Consider the following 14428-nt stretch of genomic DNA (forward strand, 5'->3'; position numbering starts at 1 on the left):
TTACCTTTCACGCCGGCGCGGCGCCACTCGCAAGACTCGTGGCGGAGTGCAAGTCCCTACCATTCGATGACCGTCCGGTAGGGCACCCAGGCAAAGGCGTGCGCGGCAAAATTGAGCCAGACGAACAGGATCGCGAAGGAATAGGCCACGACCATCAAACGGCCAAGGGCGGCGCCATTGAGAAGTAGCCCAAGCCGGCTGAAGACGACGATCTGGATCGGGATGAGGTAGAGCGCAATCCGATCGATGGCGGTCGTCGAGGGAACGATGAACAGCGCCGGCACGCACGCCAGGGCGACCAGTGCGACCAGCACCCAGAAACGACGAGAATAATCCGTCAGCCCGAGCTTGCGGCTGTAGATCAGCAGGATCGTGGCCGGGAGAACGTTCATGGCCACGCGGATGGCTGCGCCCTGCGACCCGTAACGGGCCTCGATATAGTTCTTGACGAGAGTGTCGACTGACTCCTCGAGCAACGAGTAATAGAGCGCAAGACCGGCAAGGACGATGGCAATCAGATTGAGGAGGTGGTTGCGACGGCCGGCGAAGATCGCCAGCGGAAGCGCGATGATTGCGGTTCGATGGAATAGCGCCGCAATTCCAACGTAGATCACGAAATGCGGAATGGAGCCTCGTCGATCGAGTGAGGCGAGGCCGGCCATGATCACCCCGATCGCCACCGCCTGGCGCGTGTAGCCCATCGCAACGACGGTCACGAGATAGGGAATCGCGACCAGCGCCGCCAGGAGCGGTGCCGGCTGGCGCTGGCAAAAGCGCATCAATCCCCAGGCGAAGATCGCGCCGCAGATGAGGTTGACGTGCCACATCTTGCCGTCCCACTGGCCGACCAGCCAGTTGACGAACTGATATCCCGGGTCGCCCCGCTCGATCGCTTCGTCGAACGTCGCCTCCGAGGTCCAGCTGAAGATGTTGATATAGGAGTGGTAGTCGGCGCCGACCTGAAACCGCACCCCGATCATCAGCGCCATGAACAGAAAAAGAGGGATCAGCGGCCCGACCGCCGGCTGCGCGGCCATCTGCAATGGCGCGCCCGGCGATCCGGGCACCGCGCCCGGACGTGCCCGCTCGGTCAGCGCCGCAATCGCGAACAATGAAAACAGGAGCCAATAGGGAAACACGCTGATCCTTTGCAGCGTCGCCGATACTCGCTCCGCCGGGCGGGGCCTAGACTAGGCGCGCGGGGGCTCGCAAGATAGTAAGCGCACGATGGGCGAGACCGAAAGCATCGATGCGCTGCTCGCCGCCGCCCTTCGTGGCGAAGCCCCAGCCTGGCCATCGGAACTGAACGGCCCGGCGGGGATCGATCGCTTCGTCGCACGCACGCGATATCATGGGGTCGCTGCGCTGACCCTGCCCTTTTCCGGCGAGTGGCCGAATGAGGTCCGCGCTCGGCTCCGCCGTCACTGCTTAACCCAAGCGGCCTGGGAACTTCGTCATCGGCTGCTACTCGAACGGATACTCAAAGCGCTGTCCGAGCGGGGCGTCGAGTCGCTGTTCCTGAAGGGTACGGCCCTTGCCTATTCGGTCTATTCTGAACCCGCGACTCGCGAGCGCGCCGACAGCGACCTGTTGATCCGGCCGCGTGACCTCGCGGCCGCGCAGGCTGCACTTCGCGACGCGGGCGGCCGCGCCCCAGAGGGATCAGACGGGGCATCGCTCCAGGAGAGCTGGCAGTTCGCCGTGGCTGGAGTCGATCACGTGCTGGACCTTCATTGGTCGGCCTTCAATTCGGAGTTCCTGGCTCCAATCCTGGCCGTGGAGAGCTGTCTCGATCGTGCCCGCCGGCTTGACCGCCTGAACCCGCACGCCCGAATGCTTGGTCCGGCGGAATTTCTGCTTCACGTCGGCATCCACCGCAACATGCACCGGACCGCGCCTTATTTCAGCGGAGGCAAGGCTGAGTTCGGAGCGGACCGGCTGGTGTGGGCCGTCGACATCAAGCTCCTGGCCGGATCCTTTGGCGACGGCGACTGGGCGAGCTTCGTCGCTTTGGCCCGAGCGAATGAAGTCAGCGGCGCGATGCGCGAGGCGCTCGAGTTCGGGATGAGAGCGGCCGGGGCGACAGTCCCAGAGCTTGTACTCGCGGAGCTGGGCGCAACCGGGCAAGGCGAACAGCGATCCGCCTATCTGCTTCGCGCCGGGCGTCGGAAACGGGCATTGGTCAACTTGCGCACCAGCGGCGGGATCACGGCGCTCGCCCGCCAATTGCGATCGCTCGCGAGCCCGCCCGAGGCGTCCCTTCGGGCGCGATATCCGTCGCTCAGCCGCGCGCCGCGGTTCGTCCTGCTCGCCCGGCGGCTGTTCGACTTCGTGCTGGCGCGCTGAGCGCCCGCCGTCCTCAGCCCTTGAGCACCGGTTGGAAAGCGGCGACCGCGGCGGCGGGGTCGTCGGCGCTCCATACGGCCTGGCAGACGGCGAGGAAATCGGCCCCGGCAGCAACCAGGGGCGCCGCATTGGCGGGCGTGATCCCGCCGATCGCGACGCTCGGGACCTCGGCGATCGCTGCCCACCAGCTGAGGAGTTCGGGCGGCGGCCGATAGTGCGACGGCTTGGTCGTCGTCGGATAGAAGGCGCCAAAGGCGACATAGTCGCAGCCCGCCTCCCCTGCTTCCATCGCCAAGTGGCGGCTGTCGTGGCAGGTGCGGCCGATCTGCGCGTCCGGGCCAAGCAAGGCGCGGGCTTCCCGCGGGTCGCCGTCGGACTGGCCGAGATGGACCCCGTCGGCGCCGAGCCGCTTGGCCAGGGCCATGCTGTCGTTGACGATGAACGCGACGTCATGCTCGGCGCAGATGCGCTGGAGCGGGTCGGCGAGCCGCGCGAGCTCATGCGCGGCAACGTCCTTCACCCGCAGCTGGAAGGCGGCAACCGGTCCACCGGCGCAGGCTGCCGCGAGCCGGTCCGGGAACGTCCCACCGACGTCCTGCGGGCTGATCAGGTAGAGCTTGCACGGCTCGCTGCGCGGCGGCGGCGGAAACAGCGTGAGATCGATATCGTCGTCCATCGCCCGCGCCTTAGCGCCGGCATCGCGCGCGGTCACTCGATTCGCGGCCGACGCCCGGCGATGCTAGGGTGGGACCACAGGGGTGTGGCATGGCGGACGTGTTCATCAGCTACGCGCGGGCCGACCAGAAGGTCGCGGCCAAGGTCGCCGCGGCGCTTCAGAAGGCCAGCCATTCGGTGTGGTGGGACGCCGACCTTCCGGCCCACCGCGCCTATTCGGACGAGATCGAACAGCAGTTGCGGTCGGCAAAGGCGGCGGTGGTGCTGTGGTCGCGCGATGCGGCGGCGTCGCAATGGGTCCGGGCCGAGGCCGATCTAGCGCGCGGCGAAGGCAAGCTGGTTCAGCTGAGCATCGACGGAACGACCCCGCCGCTCCCCTTCAACCAGATCCAGTGCGCGGACCTCAGCAGTTGGCGCGGCGGGACGCGGCACGCGGGACTGGCCAAGGCGCTCGCAAGCGTCGGCGCGCTGGTGGCGGGCGGGGCTAAGCCGTACAGGCCAAGATCGGCCCGGGCAGCGGCCGCTCGGCCGTGGGCGCGATGGGCCGCTGCTGCCGCACTCTTGCTGCTGTTGGCGGGCGGCGCGTTCCTTGCGCTGCGCTGGTGGCAAGGCGACTCCGAACGTCGGCCGGTGGTCGCCGTGCTCCCGTTCGAAAGCCTCGACCCGGCCAATCGCAGCTTTGCAGCGGGAATGTGGGAGGACACGCGGCAGGCGATTGGTCGAAACCCGCAACTGCTCGTGATCGGTCCGAACTCGGCGCGCGAAATCGCCGGCAAGGACCCCAAGGCGGTCGCCAAGGTGGCCGACTATTTGGTCGAGGGGAGCGTGCGCTCGGCCGCCGACCGGGTTCGGATCAACGCCAGCCTGGTGCGCACCAAGGACGGTTCGTCGTTGTGGAGCAAGAGCTTCGAACGGCAGCTAAAGGATGTGTTCGCCCTGCAGGGCGAGATCGCCGGTGAGATCGAGGGGCATATCCGCGGGCGCCTGGCCGAGCGCGGCGGCGTGCGACCGCAAAATTTCGCGACCTCGGGCGAAGTCTACGCGCTCTATAACGAGGCGCGCGCGACGATCCGCCGGCGCGACACCATGCAGTATCGCCAGGCCCGCGAGCAGCTTCGCCAGGCGGTCAAGCTGGATCCGAACTTCGCTCCGGGCTGGGCGACGCTAGCCGTGGCCGAGCTGATCTATGGTCCGTCCACGGACCAGTCGGACATCGGCTACGACAAGGACCGGTCACAGAAATATGCCCGGCGCGCGATCGCTTTGGCCCCCAATCTGGCCGCTGGCCACGCCGCGCTCGGACTTGCCTTGCGCCGCGGCCCGCGTGCCGAGGCCGCCTTGCAGCGGGCGATCGAGCTTGATCCCAACGACTTCGAGAGCATCAGCTGGTTGGCCAATTTCAACAAGGGCGCGGGCAAGGAAGAGCGCGCACTCGAACTCTATTCGCGCGCCGCGGAAATCGAACCTTTGTTCTGGCCCGCCGCTCTCAACAAGCTCGACCTGCTTCTGAGGAAAGGGGATGCGGCGAAGGTGGAAGCCGAGATGAAGCGAATCGAGAAGCTTGGCGACCCGACAATCCGAACGCTCGCCCGGATCGAGGTCGCGCAGGCCCGCGGCGACCTGTCCGAAGCGACCCGGATCGCGCTTGGAATGCTGAAGTCCGATCCGCGCAAGTCGCAGGGCATTGTCGGCTTCCCGCTTTACGGGCTGCTTCTTCAACTCGGCTACGAGGCGGAGGCGCGGCGCGCCTTCCCGCCGCCGCCGTTCGGGCCGCTACTGTGGGCCAACGACCCGCGCGGGCTGGCGATGGTCGACGCGATGAACCTACCGCCCCAGCGCTTCTTTGGACTGCATCCGCTGCCGATGAACGCCGGCCGGGTCTATGTGGTGACCGGCCGGGGCGCCGAGTTGGCGGCAAAATATCGCGCTGTGGCGCGAAGCCCGGAAGACTTCGTCGAAGTGGTCGGCACCGAGAGCGACTTCGCCACCGTGGCGCCGTTCCTCGCGCTCGCCTTGCGCCAGGACAACGACCCGGCGGCGGCGAACGCCGTACTTGCACTGGCCGAACGGATCCTCACGACCCAGGTCGTGGAACGGCGCGCTGATCAGGACGCCAAACTCGCGCGCGTGCGGGCGGTGCAGGGCAAAGCCGAGCTGGCGCTGAAGGGGCTCGAAGCGGCGGTCCGCGGCGGGTGGCTGCCCAACCCGCCGAGCATGATGACCGATATCGCGAAAGACCCGGCGCTGGACTCGCTCAAATCGGACCCGCGGTTCGAAGCGGCCCGCCAGCGCATTCTCGGCCATCTGCGCAAGGAGCGCGCCGAGCTTGGCCCGATCAGCGTCGACTGATCAGGTGATCGACGCGCGGTAGATTTCGTCGACCGCCTTGCTGAGCGCACTGTCGAACTCCTCGTCGCTCATGTCGTCCTTGAGGTCGGCGAGGAGAGCGCGGCTGAAGCTTGCGATCATGCCGGAATTGCGCGCGAGTTCGGCGCAGGCTTGCTCGCGGCTGAACCCACCCGACAGCGCGACGACCTTGAGCACCTTGGGGTGATTGACCAGCGGCGCGAATAGGTTCGGCTCGGACGGGATGGTCAGCTTGAGCATTACGCACTGCCCGTCGTCGAGCGCGTCGAGTTGCTTCAGGATCTCGGTGAGCAGCAGCTTGTCGGCCGCCTCCCGCTCGGGGCTGTTGATCGACACTTCCGGCTCGACGATTGGGATCAGGCCCTTGGCGAGGATTTGCCTGGCGATGTCGAATTGCTGGGCAACGACGTCGGCAATGCCCTTCGGGTTGGCGAGCTTGATAACCGAGCGCATCTTGGTGCCGAACATGCCCTTGGCGACGGCGCGGTCAAGCAACGCGTCGAGATCGGGGATCGGCTTCATCAGCTGGACCCCGTCGCGCTCTTCCTCGAGACCCTTGTCGACCTTGAGGAATGGGACAACCCCGCGCTCCTTTAAGGCCTCGGGCGCCGGATCGCCGCCGACTTCGCCGTCCATTGTCCGCTCGAACAGGATCGCGCCGATGATCTTGCCGCCGCCGAAGCTCGGCGCGGTGATGATCCGGCTGCGCATGTCGTGGATCAGGCCGAACATCTCTTCCTCGCTCGACCAGCGGTCCTCGGGGATGCCGTAGCCCTTGAGCGCTCCGGGGGTCGAGCCGCCGGACTGGTCGAGCGCGGCGATGAAGCCGTCGCCGGCCTCGATCTTGGCGCGCAGTTCGGGATCGCCGGGACAGGTCTTGTCGGTCATGATTCTTGCGTTCCTGTTGAGTAAGGGCGGCCTTAGCCCAGCGCCGCGACGCCGGGCAACACGCGGCCTTCCATCCATTCGAGGAAGGCGCCGCCGGCGGTCGAGACGAAGCTGAAGTCGGCGGCGACTCCCGCATGGTTAAGGGCCGCGACGGTATCGCCGCCGCCGGCGACCGAGACCAGGCTGCCGCTTTGGGTGAGCGCCGCGGCGGTTTTTGCGAGGGCGACGGTGGCGGCGTCGAAGGGGGGAGTCTCGAACGCGCCGAGGGGGCCGTTCCACACCAGGGTACGGCAGGTCTTGAGGACATCGCCGAGCGCCTCGACCGCCGCGGGGCCGATGTCGAGGATCATTTCGTCCTGAGCGACCTCGTGGACGTTGCAGGTTCGGAGGGAAGTTGGGTGGGGGGCGAAGTCCTTGGCGACGACGACGTCGTAGGGGAGATGGATGGTGCAACCGGACTGAGCAGTGGTTTCGAAGATCGCCTCCGCCTCACCCAACAAATCCTTTTCGTACAAGGACTTGCCGACATCGACGCCGCGCGCGGCGAGGAACGTGTTGGCCATTCCGCCGCCGATGATGAGGTGGTCGACCTTCTGCGCAAGGTGGCCGAGCACGGCGAGCTTGGACGATACCTTGGCCCCGCCGACCACCGCCGCGACCGGGCGCTCGGGAGAGCCCAAAGCGCGGTCGAGCGCGGCGAGCTCGCGCTCCATCGAGCGGCCGGCGAAGGCAGGCAGCAGCCGGGCGAGGCCCTCGGTCGAGGCGTGGGCGCGGTGCGCGGCCGAAAAGGCGTCGTTGACGTAAAAATCGCCGAGCGCGGCCATGCTTTGCGCGAGTTGACGGTCGTTTTGCTCCTCCCCGTCATGGAATCGCGTGTTTTCGAGCACGCCGATGTTGCCGGGGAGCATGGTCGCGACCCCGCGCTCGGCCTCGGGCCCGGCGCAATCCTCAATGAAGCGGACCGAGCGGCCGGTCAGGCGGGTCAGCGGCTGGACCAGCTGCGCGAGGCTCATGTCGGGCCGGTTCTCGCCTTTGGGGCGGCCGAAGTGCGACAGGAGGAGGACGATCGCGCCCTTCGCGGCAAGCTCCTCGATGGTAGGGAGGACGGCGCGCAGCCGGGTGTCGTCGGCGACCCGCGCGCCGGCCATCGGCACGTTGAGGTCGGCGCGCACGAGGATGCGCTTGCCGGTCAGGTCGGCGGGGAGATCGTCGAGGGTTTTGAAGCTAGGCAATCCGAACTCCGTTCGTATCGAGCAAAGGTCGAGCCCCTCGACCGCCGCCTGCGGCGGGCGCTCGGGGTGAACCAAGGCCGAGACCGACGTCGAGATATCCCTCGACCGACGGGTCTCGACAAGCTCGACGCTGGCTCGGGGCGAACGGCCTAAGAAACATCGCTTAGCCCAATTTCGCCATTGCTCCGGCGGTGTCGACCATTCGGTTGGAGAAGCCCCATTCGTTGTCGTACCAGCTGACGACGCGGACGAGCTTGCCTTCGATCACCGCGGTTTCGAGGCTGTCGACGGTCGAGCTGGCGGGCGAGCCGTTGAGGTCGATCGAGACGAGCGGCTCGTCGGTATATTCGAGAATGCCCTTCAGCGGCCCGCTGTCGGCGGCGGCCTTCAAGGCGGCGTTGATCTCTTCCTTGCTGGTGTCGCGGCCCGGCGTGAAGGTGAGATCGACCAGGCTGACGTTGGGGGTCGGCACGCGCACCGCCGAGCCGTCGAGCTTGCCCTTCAGCTCGGGCAGCACCTCGCCGACCGCTCGGGCGGCGCCGGTGGTGGTGGGGATCATGCTCATGCCGGCGGCACGCGCGCGGCGCATGTCGCTGTGGATCTGGTCGAGGATCTTCTGGTCGTTGGTGTAGGCGTGGATGGTGGTCATCAGCCCGCGCTCGATGCCGACCAGGTCGTTCATCACCTTGGCGACCGGCGCCAGGCAGTTGGTGGTGCAGCTGGCGTTCGAAACGATGGTGTGATCGGCGGTCAATTTGTCGTGATTGACGCCGTAGACCACGGTCAGGTCGGCGCCCTTGGCCGGGGCCGAGATCAGCACCCGCTTCGCACCGGCGTCGAGATGCTTCTGGCCGCCCTCGCGGTCGGTGAAGAAGCCGGTGCATTCGAGCGCGATGTCGACCCCGAGGTCGCGGTGCGGGAGCTTGGCCGGATCGCGCTCGGCGGTGACCTTGATGCGCTTGCCGTCGACGATCAGTTCGTCGCCCTCGGCGCGGACCTCGCCGGCCCAGGCGCCGTGGACGCTGTCGCGCTTGAACAGCAGGGCGTTGGCCTTGGCGTCGGCGAGATCGTTGATCGCGACCAGCTCGAGGTCGTGGTCGGTGCGGCTGAGGATGGCGCGCGCGACCAGGCGGCCGATGCGTCCGAAGCCGTTGATTGCTACCTTTGTCATCTTTGCTCCCTTCCCGTTCGTCCCGAGCGAAGTCGAGGGACGTGTTCCGACTTCGCTCGACACCAACGGTTCTATTTTGCGCTTGAGTTCAATTTATCGAGGATCTTGGGGACGATGGCGTCGGCGGTGAGGCCGAATTTCTTGTAGAGGTCCTTGGCCGGGGCGGAGGCGCCGAAGCGGTCGAGGCCGATGCGCAGCCCGTCAACCATGGTCATCGCTTCCCAGCCGAAGGTGGTGCCGGCCTCGATCGAGACGCGCAGGCATTGCTCGGGCTTCAAAGGCGGAAGCACGTCGTCGCGCCAGGCGGCGGGCTGTTCAAGGAAGCGTTCCCAGCACGGCAAGGAGACGACGTCGGCGCCGATCCCCTGCCCTTCCAAGGCGGCGGCGGTATCGAGCGCGATCTCGACCTCGCTGCCGGTGGCGATGAGGATCACTTGGCGGGCCGCCTCGGCGGCCTTGAGCCGGTAGCCGCCGCGCGCGGAGAGGTTCTCGGAGGCTTTGGTCGTGCGCACCGGGCGAAGGTTCTGACGCGACAGAGCGAGCACGCTGGGGCCGTCCTGGGCGAGCGCGTCGGCCCAGCATTCGGCGGTCTCGACCGCATCGGCCGGGCGATAGACGGCGAGGCCGGGCATGGCGCGCAGCGACTGGAGGTGCTCGACCGGCTGGTGGGTCGGGCCGTCCTCGCCGAGCCCGATCGAATCGTGGGTCATGACGTGGATCACCCGCGCGCTTTGCAGCGCGCCGAGACGGATCGCGCCGCGGCTGTAGTCGGAAAAGACGAGGAAGGTGCCGCCGTAGGGGATCACCCCGCCGTGCTGGGCCATGCCGTTCATTGCGGCGGCCATGCCGAACTCGCGGATGCCATAGTAGATGTAGCGGCCGCCGTAATTTTCCGCGTCGAGCGTTTCCTGCCCCTTGGTCTTGGTGTTGTTGGAGCCGGTGAGGTCGGCCGAGCCGCCGATGGTGGCGGGAAGGTGGGCGTTGATCCGCTCCAGCGCCGCTTCCGACGCCTTGCGGGTGGCCAGCGTCGGCGGATTGGCGATCAGCTCGTCGAGATAGGGCGCCAGCCAGCCGTCGTCGCACTTGCCCTCGAGGTGGGCGGTGAATTTGTCCTTGTGCTGGCTGGAAGCGAGCCGCCTGGTCCATTCGGAACGCGCCCCTGCCCCGCGCCCGCCGGCCTCGCGCCAGGCGGCGAGGATGTCGGCCGGGACGGTGAAATCTTCGGGCGACAGGCCGAGATGGGTGCGGGCGGCGGCGATCTCGTCCTTGCCGAGCGCGGCGCCGTGGGTCGCCGACGTGCCCTGCACATTGGGCGCACCGAAGCCGATGATCGTGCGGCAGCGGATCAGCGAGGGGCGCGGGTCGGCCTTGGCGGCGTCGAGCGCGACAGACACCGCCTCGGCATCGAGCCCGTCGCATTCGAGCGTCTGCCACTGCATCGCGCCATAGCGGGCGACGACGTCCTCGCTGCGCGACAGATCGGTCGAGCCGTCGATGGTGATGCTGTTGTCGTCCCACAGCACGATCAGACGGCCAAGCTTGAGGTGGCCGGCAAGCCCCGCCGCCTCATGGTTGAGGCCTTCCATCAGGCAACCGTCGCCGGCGATGACATAGGTATGGTGATCGACCAGATCGTCGCCGTAAACCGCGTTGAGATGGCGCTCGGCGATCGCCATTCCGACCGCGGCGGCGAAGCCCTGGCCGAGCGGGCCGGTGGTGGTCTCGACGCCGGCCAGCATGAAGCTTTCCGGGTGGCCGGCGCACGGGCTCTCGAGCTTGCGGAAGTTCCTGATGTCCTCGAGCGTCGGCCGCTCGTAGCCGGTGAGGTAGAGCAAGGCGTAGATCAGCATCGAGCCGTGGCCGGCGCTGAGCACGAAGCGGTCGCGGTCGGGCCAATGGGGATCGGCCGGATCGAACTTCAGATGGCGGGTGAACAAGGTGGTGGCGGCATCCGCCATGCCCATCGGCATTCCCGGGTGGCCCGAATTGGCGGCCTCGACCGCGTCCATCGCCAGCCCGCGGATGGCATTGGCGAGACTGCGCGGATCAAGCGACATGGGGGGCTCCTGCGGGGCGACTGGCCCGCGTGCCTATTGTCGCCGGAGCGCGGGGCGTCAACCGGGCATCAGGGGAAGCGGGCGGCTTGCGGGCCGCTCGCCAGCGGTTTAGCGAAATGCGCATGACTGACGATGCCCTTGCCGCAAGCCTGGAGCGCGCCGAAGCGGCGCTCGGCCGCGTCGAGCGGGCTGCGGCTCGGCTGGCGGCGACCGGCAAGCGCGAGCAGCAGTTGAAGGCGACGGTCCGCGAAGTGGTCGCCGAGCTCGATTCGCTGATTGCCGGGGGGCGCGGCTGATGGCCGAGGTGACGCTCAACATCGCCGGGCGCACTTACCAGGTGGCGTGCCGCGACGGCGAGGAAGAGACTCTGCAGGCGGCGGCGCGGCTGGTCGACGGCAAGTGCCGCGAGGCGCTGGCGGGGCTCGGCGCGCTGAGCGAGTCGCGGCAGTTCCTGTTCGCCTCGCTGCTGCTGGCCGACCAATTGCTCGAAAAGCCGGGGGCCGCGCCGGCCGCCGACCGGGCCAGCGAGCTGGCGCCGCGGGTCGAGCGGCTGGCCGAGCGGCTCGAGGGGCTTGCGGCAAGTCTTGAGGAGGCCGCGGCCAGCGCCTAGATAGGCGGGTGACGGGACTGCCCGGCACGAGCCGCTAATTTCCCTGAGGCGATTCAATCCTAATGGGAGCTGTCCCTGCGGTGGCCCTGGCCATTGTACATGGTTCCCACCTGATGCTTTCGGCGTCAGAGGATATTAAGGCCAACGACCATGGCGGTTCCGTCACCCCCCATTTCCGGCGACAAGGTCGCGCTGCGCCGCCGCGCGCGGGCGCTGCGGCGGGCGTATGTGGATGGGCTGGCCGAGGGCGAGCGCGCCGGGCTGGAGGCGGGGCTGGCGCGGGCGCTGGCGCCGCTGATCGCGAGCTCGCGGACGATCGGCGCCTATGCGCCGCTGCCCGACGAAGTGAGCCCGCTGCCGGCGCTCGAGCAGGCGAGGGTGTCGGGGGCGACAATCGCCTTTCCCGCCTTTGCCGGCCACGGCTCGGCGTTCCGCTTCCTGGCCGGGGAGCCGGTCGAGAGCGGACCGTTCGGGATCCTCCAGCCGGCGGCGGGCGCGCCCGAGGTGTGGCCCGACCTGGTGCTGGTGCCGCTGGTCGCGATCGACCGGCGCTTCCACCGGCTCGGCCAGGGCAAGGGCCATTACGACCGCGTGCTGCCGGGGCTGCGGCGGCGCGGGGCGCTGCTGATCGGAGTGGGCTGGGCGGTGCAGCGGGTCGAGGAGGAGATCGCGGTGGAAGCGTGGGACGTGGCGCTCGACGGGTTCGCCTCGCCCGAGGGGCTGGAGACCAGGCGATGACCGAGCCCAGGGGCCGCAAGCTGGCGGGGATCGCGATCATCCTGACGCTCATCGCGCTGTGGGCGCTGCTCGTCGCATCGCTGGCGGAATGGGTCGGCGACTGGCCGGTGCTGGCGCAGGCGGCCTTTTACCTCGTGGCGGGGGTGGTGTGGATCGCGCCGCTGAAGCCGCTCATTCGCTGGATCGAGACCGGGAGGTTCAGCCGGGGCTAAGCCGCGACCTTGTAGCAGGCGTGTTATTCCAATATATCACCTGGACCCCATGACGAGCCTGACGATCACCCCTGCCCGACTGTGGCATTCCTACCCGCGCGAGACGCTCGCGGTGGGGCTGCTCGGCGCGATCTCCGCGCTGGTGGTCGCGGGGACGCTGGTGCCGTCGCTGGGCGGAGCGGCGGCGGCCGAGGCCCCGCCGGCGCCGCCGCCGATGGTCTATCGCGCGGTGGCTCCGGAGCAGGCGGTGAAGCTCAACGCCGCGCTTCCGATCGTTGCCGAGGCGGGCGCAGCGGCGCGGCCATTCGCGCTCGGAGTGACGACCGCGGCGGCGCGGGCCAATGCGCTCGAGTGCCTGACCAGCGCGATCTATTACGAGGCCGGGCGCGAGAGCACCGACGGCCAGCGCGCGGTGGCGCAGGTGATCCTCAACCGGGTGCGGCACCCGGCCTTCCCGGCGAGCGTGTGCGGCGTGGTCTACGAAGGCGCGCTGCGGCAGACCGGCTGCCAGTTCACCTTCACCTGCGACGGGTCGATGGCGCGCGCGCCGATGCGGGCGGAGTGGCTGCGCGCGCGCGCAGTGGCCGAGGCGGCGCTGGCCGGCTCGGTCTATGCGCCGGTCGGCAACGCGACCCATTATCACGCGGACTATGTGTTCCCCTATTGGGCGCCGACGCTGGCCAAGACGGCGGTGGTGGGCGCGCACATCTTCTACCGCTGGAGCGGCGGCTGGGGCCGGCCGGACGCGTTCCGCCAGCGCTATGCGCGCAGCGAGGCCAATCCGGCGGCGCTGAGGAGCGCTGCGCTGGCAGTCGTGCGCACGCCGCTGACGACGGCTCCGGCGACCACACTCGCGGCGATGCCGATCAGCAAGGTCGAGGGCGTGACGGTGAAGGAAGCGGAGGACGGCAAGCGGGTGCGCGTGCTGTTCACCCCCGAGGCGCGCGCGGCGGTGGAGAAGGTGGCGGAGAACCGCATCGCCTATGTCGACAAGATGTCGGCGTCGGAAGTGCTTCGCTACGCGCTTGGCGAAGAGACGGCGCCGGCCAAGGAGCCGGCGTTCGGCCCGCAGGCGGCGAGCGACACGGCGGTCAAGGCCAACTAGGGCCTCGAATCGACGCGTGAGAAGGCGAGCCCGTCGGCGCCCTTGCCGGCGGCGAGACGGCGCATGATGCGCCAGCTCTTGGTATCGATCTCGGCGACCGCCCCGCTGCCGGTCGCGGCGACCCACAGGCGCTTGCCGTCGGGCGCGAAGAGCATCGTTACCGGCACCTTGTAGCCGGCCGCGGCGAGATCGACCGTGGCGAGGGTCTTGCGGGTCCGGGCGTCGAGGACGACGACTCGGTGGCGGTCGGGTTCGCTGATCGCGGCGACGCGGCCGTCGGGGCTGAACTCGATGCGGATCGGCACGCCCTCGGTCGGAAACTCGCCGAGGCGGGCGAGGCTGCGGGCGTCGAACAGCATGACCTTGCGCGCCTCGTTTGCGCCGACCCACAATTGGCGGCCGTCGGGGGTCAGCGCGATCGCCTCGGCCCCGGCGCCGACCGCCACATCGCGCAGCTTGGCGCGCACGACCAGGTCGATCGCGGTGAAGCTGCCCGAGCCGATGTTGGCAACGAAGGCGCGGCGCCCGTCGTTCGACACCGCGACCATGTGCGAGCCGTCCTGGTCGGTCGGGATCGACGCCAGCAGCTTGCCGGCGACGGCGTCGACCACGGCGACGTTGCGAGTGACTTCGCTAGTGATGACCAAGGTGCGGCCGCGTCCCACCCATTTCAGCCCGTGCAGCCCCTTGTGCCCGGCAAGGTCGATCTTGCCGCGCGCCGCGGCCGTCGCGATGTCGAAGCGGTGCAGCGTGCTGCCGGCGAAGTCCGGCTCGCGATAGGAGACGGCGAGCACGGTCTTGCCGTCGGGCGAGACGGCAAGCTCGTGCGGGGCGCGGCCGGTCGGGCGGCGGGCGACCTCGCGGCCGGTGGCGAGATCGATAAAGCTCAGCGTATGCTCGGCCTTGTTGCCGACAACCAGCGTGTCGGCGGCGGCCGGCGCGGCGGTGGCGGCGATCAGCAGTCCGAGGGCGAGAGTGAGGCGCATCGCGAAATCCCCTGTTGCGGAGGATTGCTGTGCCACAGCCG

Annotated in this window: 14 protein-coding genes and 1 other RNA gene; 8 read left to right on the forward strand and 7 right to left on the reverse strand. The window is 68.6% G+C overall.

What is annotated here, in order from left to right; translation table 11 throughout:
- Positions 1-56 precede the first annotated feature (56 nt).
- Positions 57-1139 (reverse strand): EpsG family protein, encoded by a 1083-nt coding sequence (locus tag D0Z60_RS05790; RefSeq protein WP_118857369.1) that lies wholly within the window; start codon positions 1137-1139, stop codon positions 57-59.
- Positions 1140-1227: 88 nt separating this feature from the next.
- Between D0Z60_RS05790 and D0Z60_RS05795 the strand changes: the two genes are divergently transcribed.
- Positions 1228-2346, forward strand: a complete 1119-nt coding sequence (locus D0Z60_RS05795) for a nucleotidyltransferase family protein (protein ID WP_118857370.1) — start codon at positions 1228-1230, stop codon at positions 2344-2346.
- Positions 2347-2359: 13 nt separating this feature from the next.
- Here D0Z60_RS05795 and thiE read toward each other — a convergent pair whose 3' ends face one another.
- Complete coding sequence (gene thiE, locus D0Z60_RS05800) at positions 2360-3022, reverse strand: thiamine phosphate synthase (protein ID WP_118858459.1); 663 nt, start codon at positions 3020-3022, stop codon at positions 2360-2362.
- A gap of 89 nt (positions 3023-3111) precedes the next feature.
- Between thiE and D0Z60_RS05805 the strand changes: the two genes are divergently transcribed.
- Entirely contained in the window at positions 3112-5370 is a 2259-nt protein-coding gene (locus D0Z60_RS05805; RefSeq protein ID WP_118857371.1) for a TIR domain-containing protein, read from the forward strand.
- Here the strand turns inward: D0Z60_RS05805 and D0Z60_RS05810 are convergent, their stop codons facing one another.
- The 4 genes from D0Z60_RS05810 to tkt all read right to left on the reverse strand — a co-directional run bounded on the left by D0Z60_RS05810 (position 5371) and on the right by tkt (position 10736).
- Positions 5371-6276, reverse strand: coding sequence for a fructose bisphosphate aldolase (locus D0Z60_RS05810; RefSeq protein WP_118857372.1), 906 nt, complete (start codon positions 6274-6276; stop codon positions 5371-5373). It abuts the gene before it with no gap.
- A 32-nt stretch (positions 6277-6308) separates the two neighbouring features.
- Positions 6309-7508: a phosphoglycerate kinase gene (locus D0Z60_RS05815; protein WP_118858460.1), complete on the reverse strand. Its 1200-nt coding sequence runs from the start codon at positions 7506-7508 to the stop codon at positions 6309-6311.
- Between the two features lie 163 nt (positions 7509-7671).
- Positions 7672-8679, reverse strand: coding sequence for a type I glyceraldehyde-3-phosphate dehydrogenase (gene gap, locus D0Z60_RS05820; RefSeq protein WP_118857373.1), 1008 nt, complete (start codon positions 8677-8679; stop codon positions 7672-7674).
- A gap of 71 nt (positions 8680-8750) precedes the next feature.
- Positions 8751-10736, reverse strand: a complete 1986-nt coding sequence (gene tkt, locus D0Z60_RS05825) for a transketolase (protein ID WP_118857374.1) — start codon at positions 10734-10736, stop codon at positions 8751-8753.
- 122 nt (positions 10737-10858) lie between these two features.
- On the opposite strand from tkt, the gene D0Z60_RS05830 reads away from it, so the two are divergent.
- The 6 genes from D0Z60_RS05830 (at position 10859) to D0Z60_RS05855 (ending at position 13401) form a co-directional block, all read left to right on the forward strand.
- Complete coding sequence (locus D0Z60_RS05830) at positions 10859-11032, forward strand: hypothetical protein (RefSeq protein WP_162888102.1); 174 nt, start codon at positions 10859-10861, stop codon at positions 11030-11032.
- A complete protein-coding gene (locus D0Z60_RS05835) occupies positions 11032-11346 on the forward strand; it encodes a cell division protein ZapA (protein WP_118857376.1) in 315 nt (104 codons plus the stop codon). Before D0Z60_RS05830 ends, D0Z60_RS05835 begins: the two co-directional genes overlap by 1 nt.
- Positions 11347-11357: 11 nt before the next feature.
- Positions 11358-11510: non-coding RNA, 6S RNA (gene ssrS, locus D0Z60_RS05840), on the forward strand.
- Positions 11497-12084, forward strand: coding sequence for a 5-formyltetrahydrofolate cyclo-ligase (locus D0Z60_RS05845; RefSeq protein ID WP_118857377.1), 588 nt, complete (start codon positions 11497-11499; stop codon positions 12082-12084). The genes ssrS and D0Z60_RS05845 overlap by 14 nt, the downstream gene beginning before the upstream one ends.
- Positions 12081-12296 (forward strand): DUF2842 domain-containing protein, encoded by a 216-nt coding sequence (locus D0Z60_RS05850; protein WP_118857378.1) that lies wholly within the window; start codon positions 12081-12083, stop codon positions 12294-12296. Before D0Z60_RS05845 ends, D0Z60_RS05850 begins: the two co-directional genes overlap by 4 nt.
- Positions 12297-12345: 49 nt before the next feature.
- Positions 12346-13401 carry a cell wall hydrolase gene (locus tag D0Z60_RS05855; protein ID WP_118857379.1) on the forward strand — a complete coding sequence of 352 codons (1056 nt, stop codon included), beginning with the start codon at positions 12346-12348 and terminating at the stop codon, positions 13399-13401.
- Here the strand turns inward: D0Z60_RS05855 and D0Z60_RS05860 are convergent.
- Positions 13398-14387 carry a YncE family protein gene (locus D0Z60_RS05860; protein WP_118857380.1) on the reverse strand — a complete coding sequence of 330 codons (990 nt, stop codon included), beginning with the start codon at positions 14385-14387 and terminating at the stop codon, positions 13398-13400. The genes D0Z60_RS05855 and D0Z60_RS05860 overlap by 4 nt on opposite strands.
- Positions 14388-14428 lie beyond the last annotated feature (41 nt).

The sequence above is a fragment of the Sphingomonas mesophila genome (assembly GCF_003499275.1).
Classification (GTDB): domain Bacteria; phylum Pseudomonadota; class Alphaproteobacteria; order Sphingomonadales; family Sphingomonadaceae; genus Sphingomicrobium; species Sphingomicrobium mesophilum.

Excerpts from the sequence above, each read along its gene's own strand:
- thiE (WP_118858459.1), bottom strand. The coding sequence starts at position 3,022 with ATGGACGACGATATCGATCTCACGCTGTTTCCGCCGCCGCCGCGCAGC.
- D0Z60_RS05835 (WP_118857376.1), top strand. The coding sequence starts at position 11,032 with ATGGCCGAGGTGACGCTCAACATCGCCGGGCGCACTTACCAGGTGGCG.
- D0Z60_RS05850 (WP_118857378.1), top strand. The coding sequence starts at position 12,081 with ATGACCGAGCCCAGGGGCCGCAAGCTGGCGGGGATCGCGATCATCCTG.
- D0Z60_RS05860 (WP_118857380.1), bottom strand. The coding sequence starts at position 14,387 with ATGCGCCTCACTCTCGCCCTCGGACTGCTGATCGCCGCCACCGCCGCG.
- D0Z60_RS05795 (WP_118857370.1), top strand. The coding sequence starts at position 1,228 with ATGGGCGAGACCGAAAGCATCGATGCGCTGCTCGCCGCCGCCCTTCGT.
- D0Z60_RS05845 (WP_118857377.1), top strand. The coding sequence starts at position 11,497 with ATGGCGGTTCCGTCACCCCCCATTTCCGGCGACAAGGTCGCGCTGCGC.
- D0Z60_RS05830 (WP_162888102.1), top strand. The coding sequence starts at position 10,859 with ATGACTGACGATGCCCTTGCCGCAAGCCTGGAGCGCGCCGAAGCGGCG.
- tkt (WP_118857374.1), bottom strand. The coding sequence starts at position 10,736 with ATGTCGCTTGATCCGCGCAGTCTCGCCAATGCCATCCGCGGGCTGGCG.
- D0Z60_RS05810 (WP_118857372.1), bottom strand. The coding sequence starts at position 6,276 with ATGACCGACAAGACCTGTCCCGGCGATCCCGAACTGCGCGCCAAGATC.
- D0Z60_RS05805 (WP_118857371.1), top strand. The coding sequence starts at position 3,112 with ATGGCGGACGTGTTCATCAGCTACGCGCGGGCCGACCAGAAGGTCGCG.
- D0Z60_RS05855 (WP_118857379.1), top strand. The coding sequence starts at position 12,346 with ATGACGAGCCTGACGATCACCCCTGCCCGACTGTGGCATTCCTACCCG.
- gap (WP_118857373.1), bottom strand. The coding sequence starts at position 8,679 with ATGACAAAGGTAGCAATCAACGGCTTCGGACGCATCGGCCGCCTGGTC.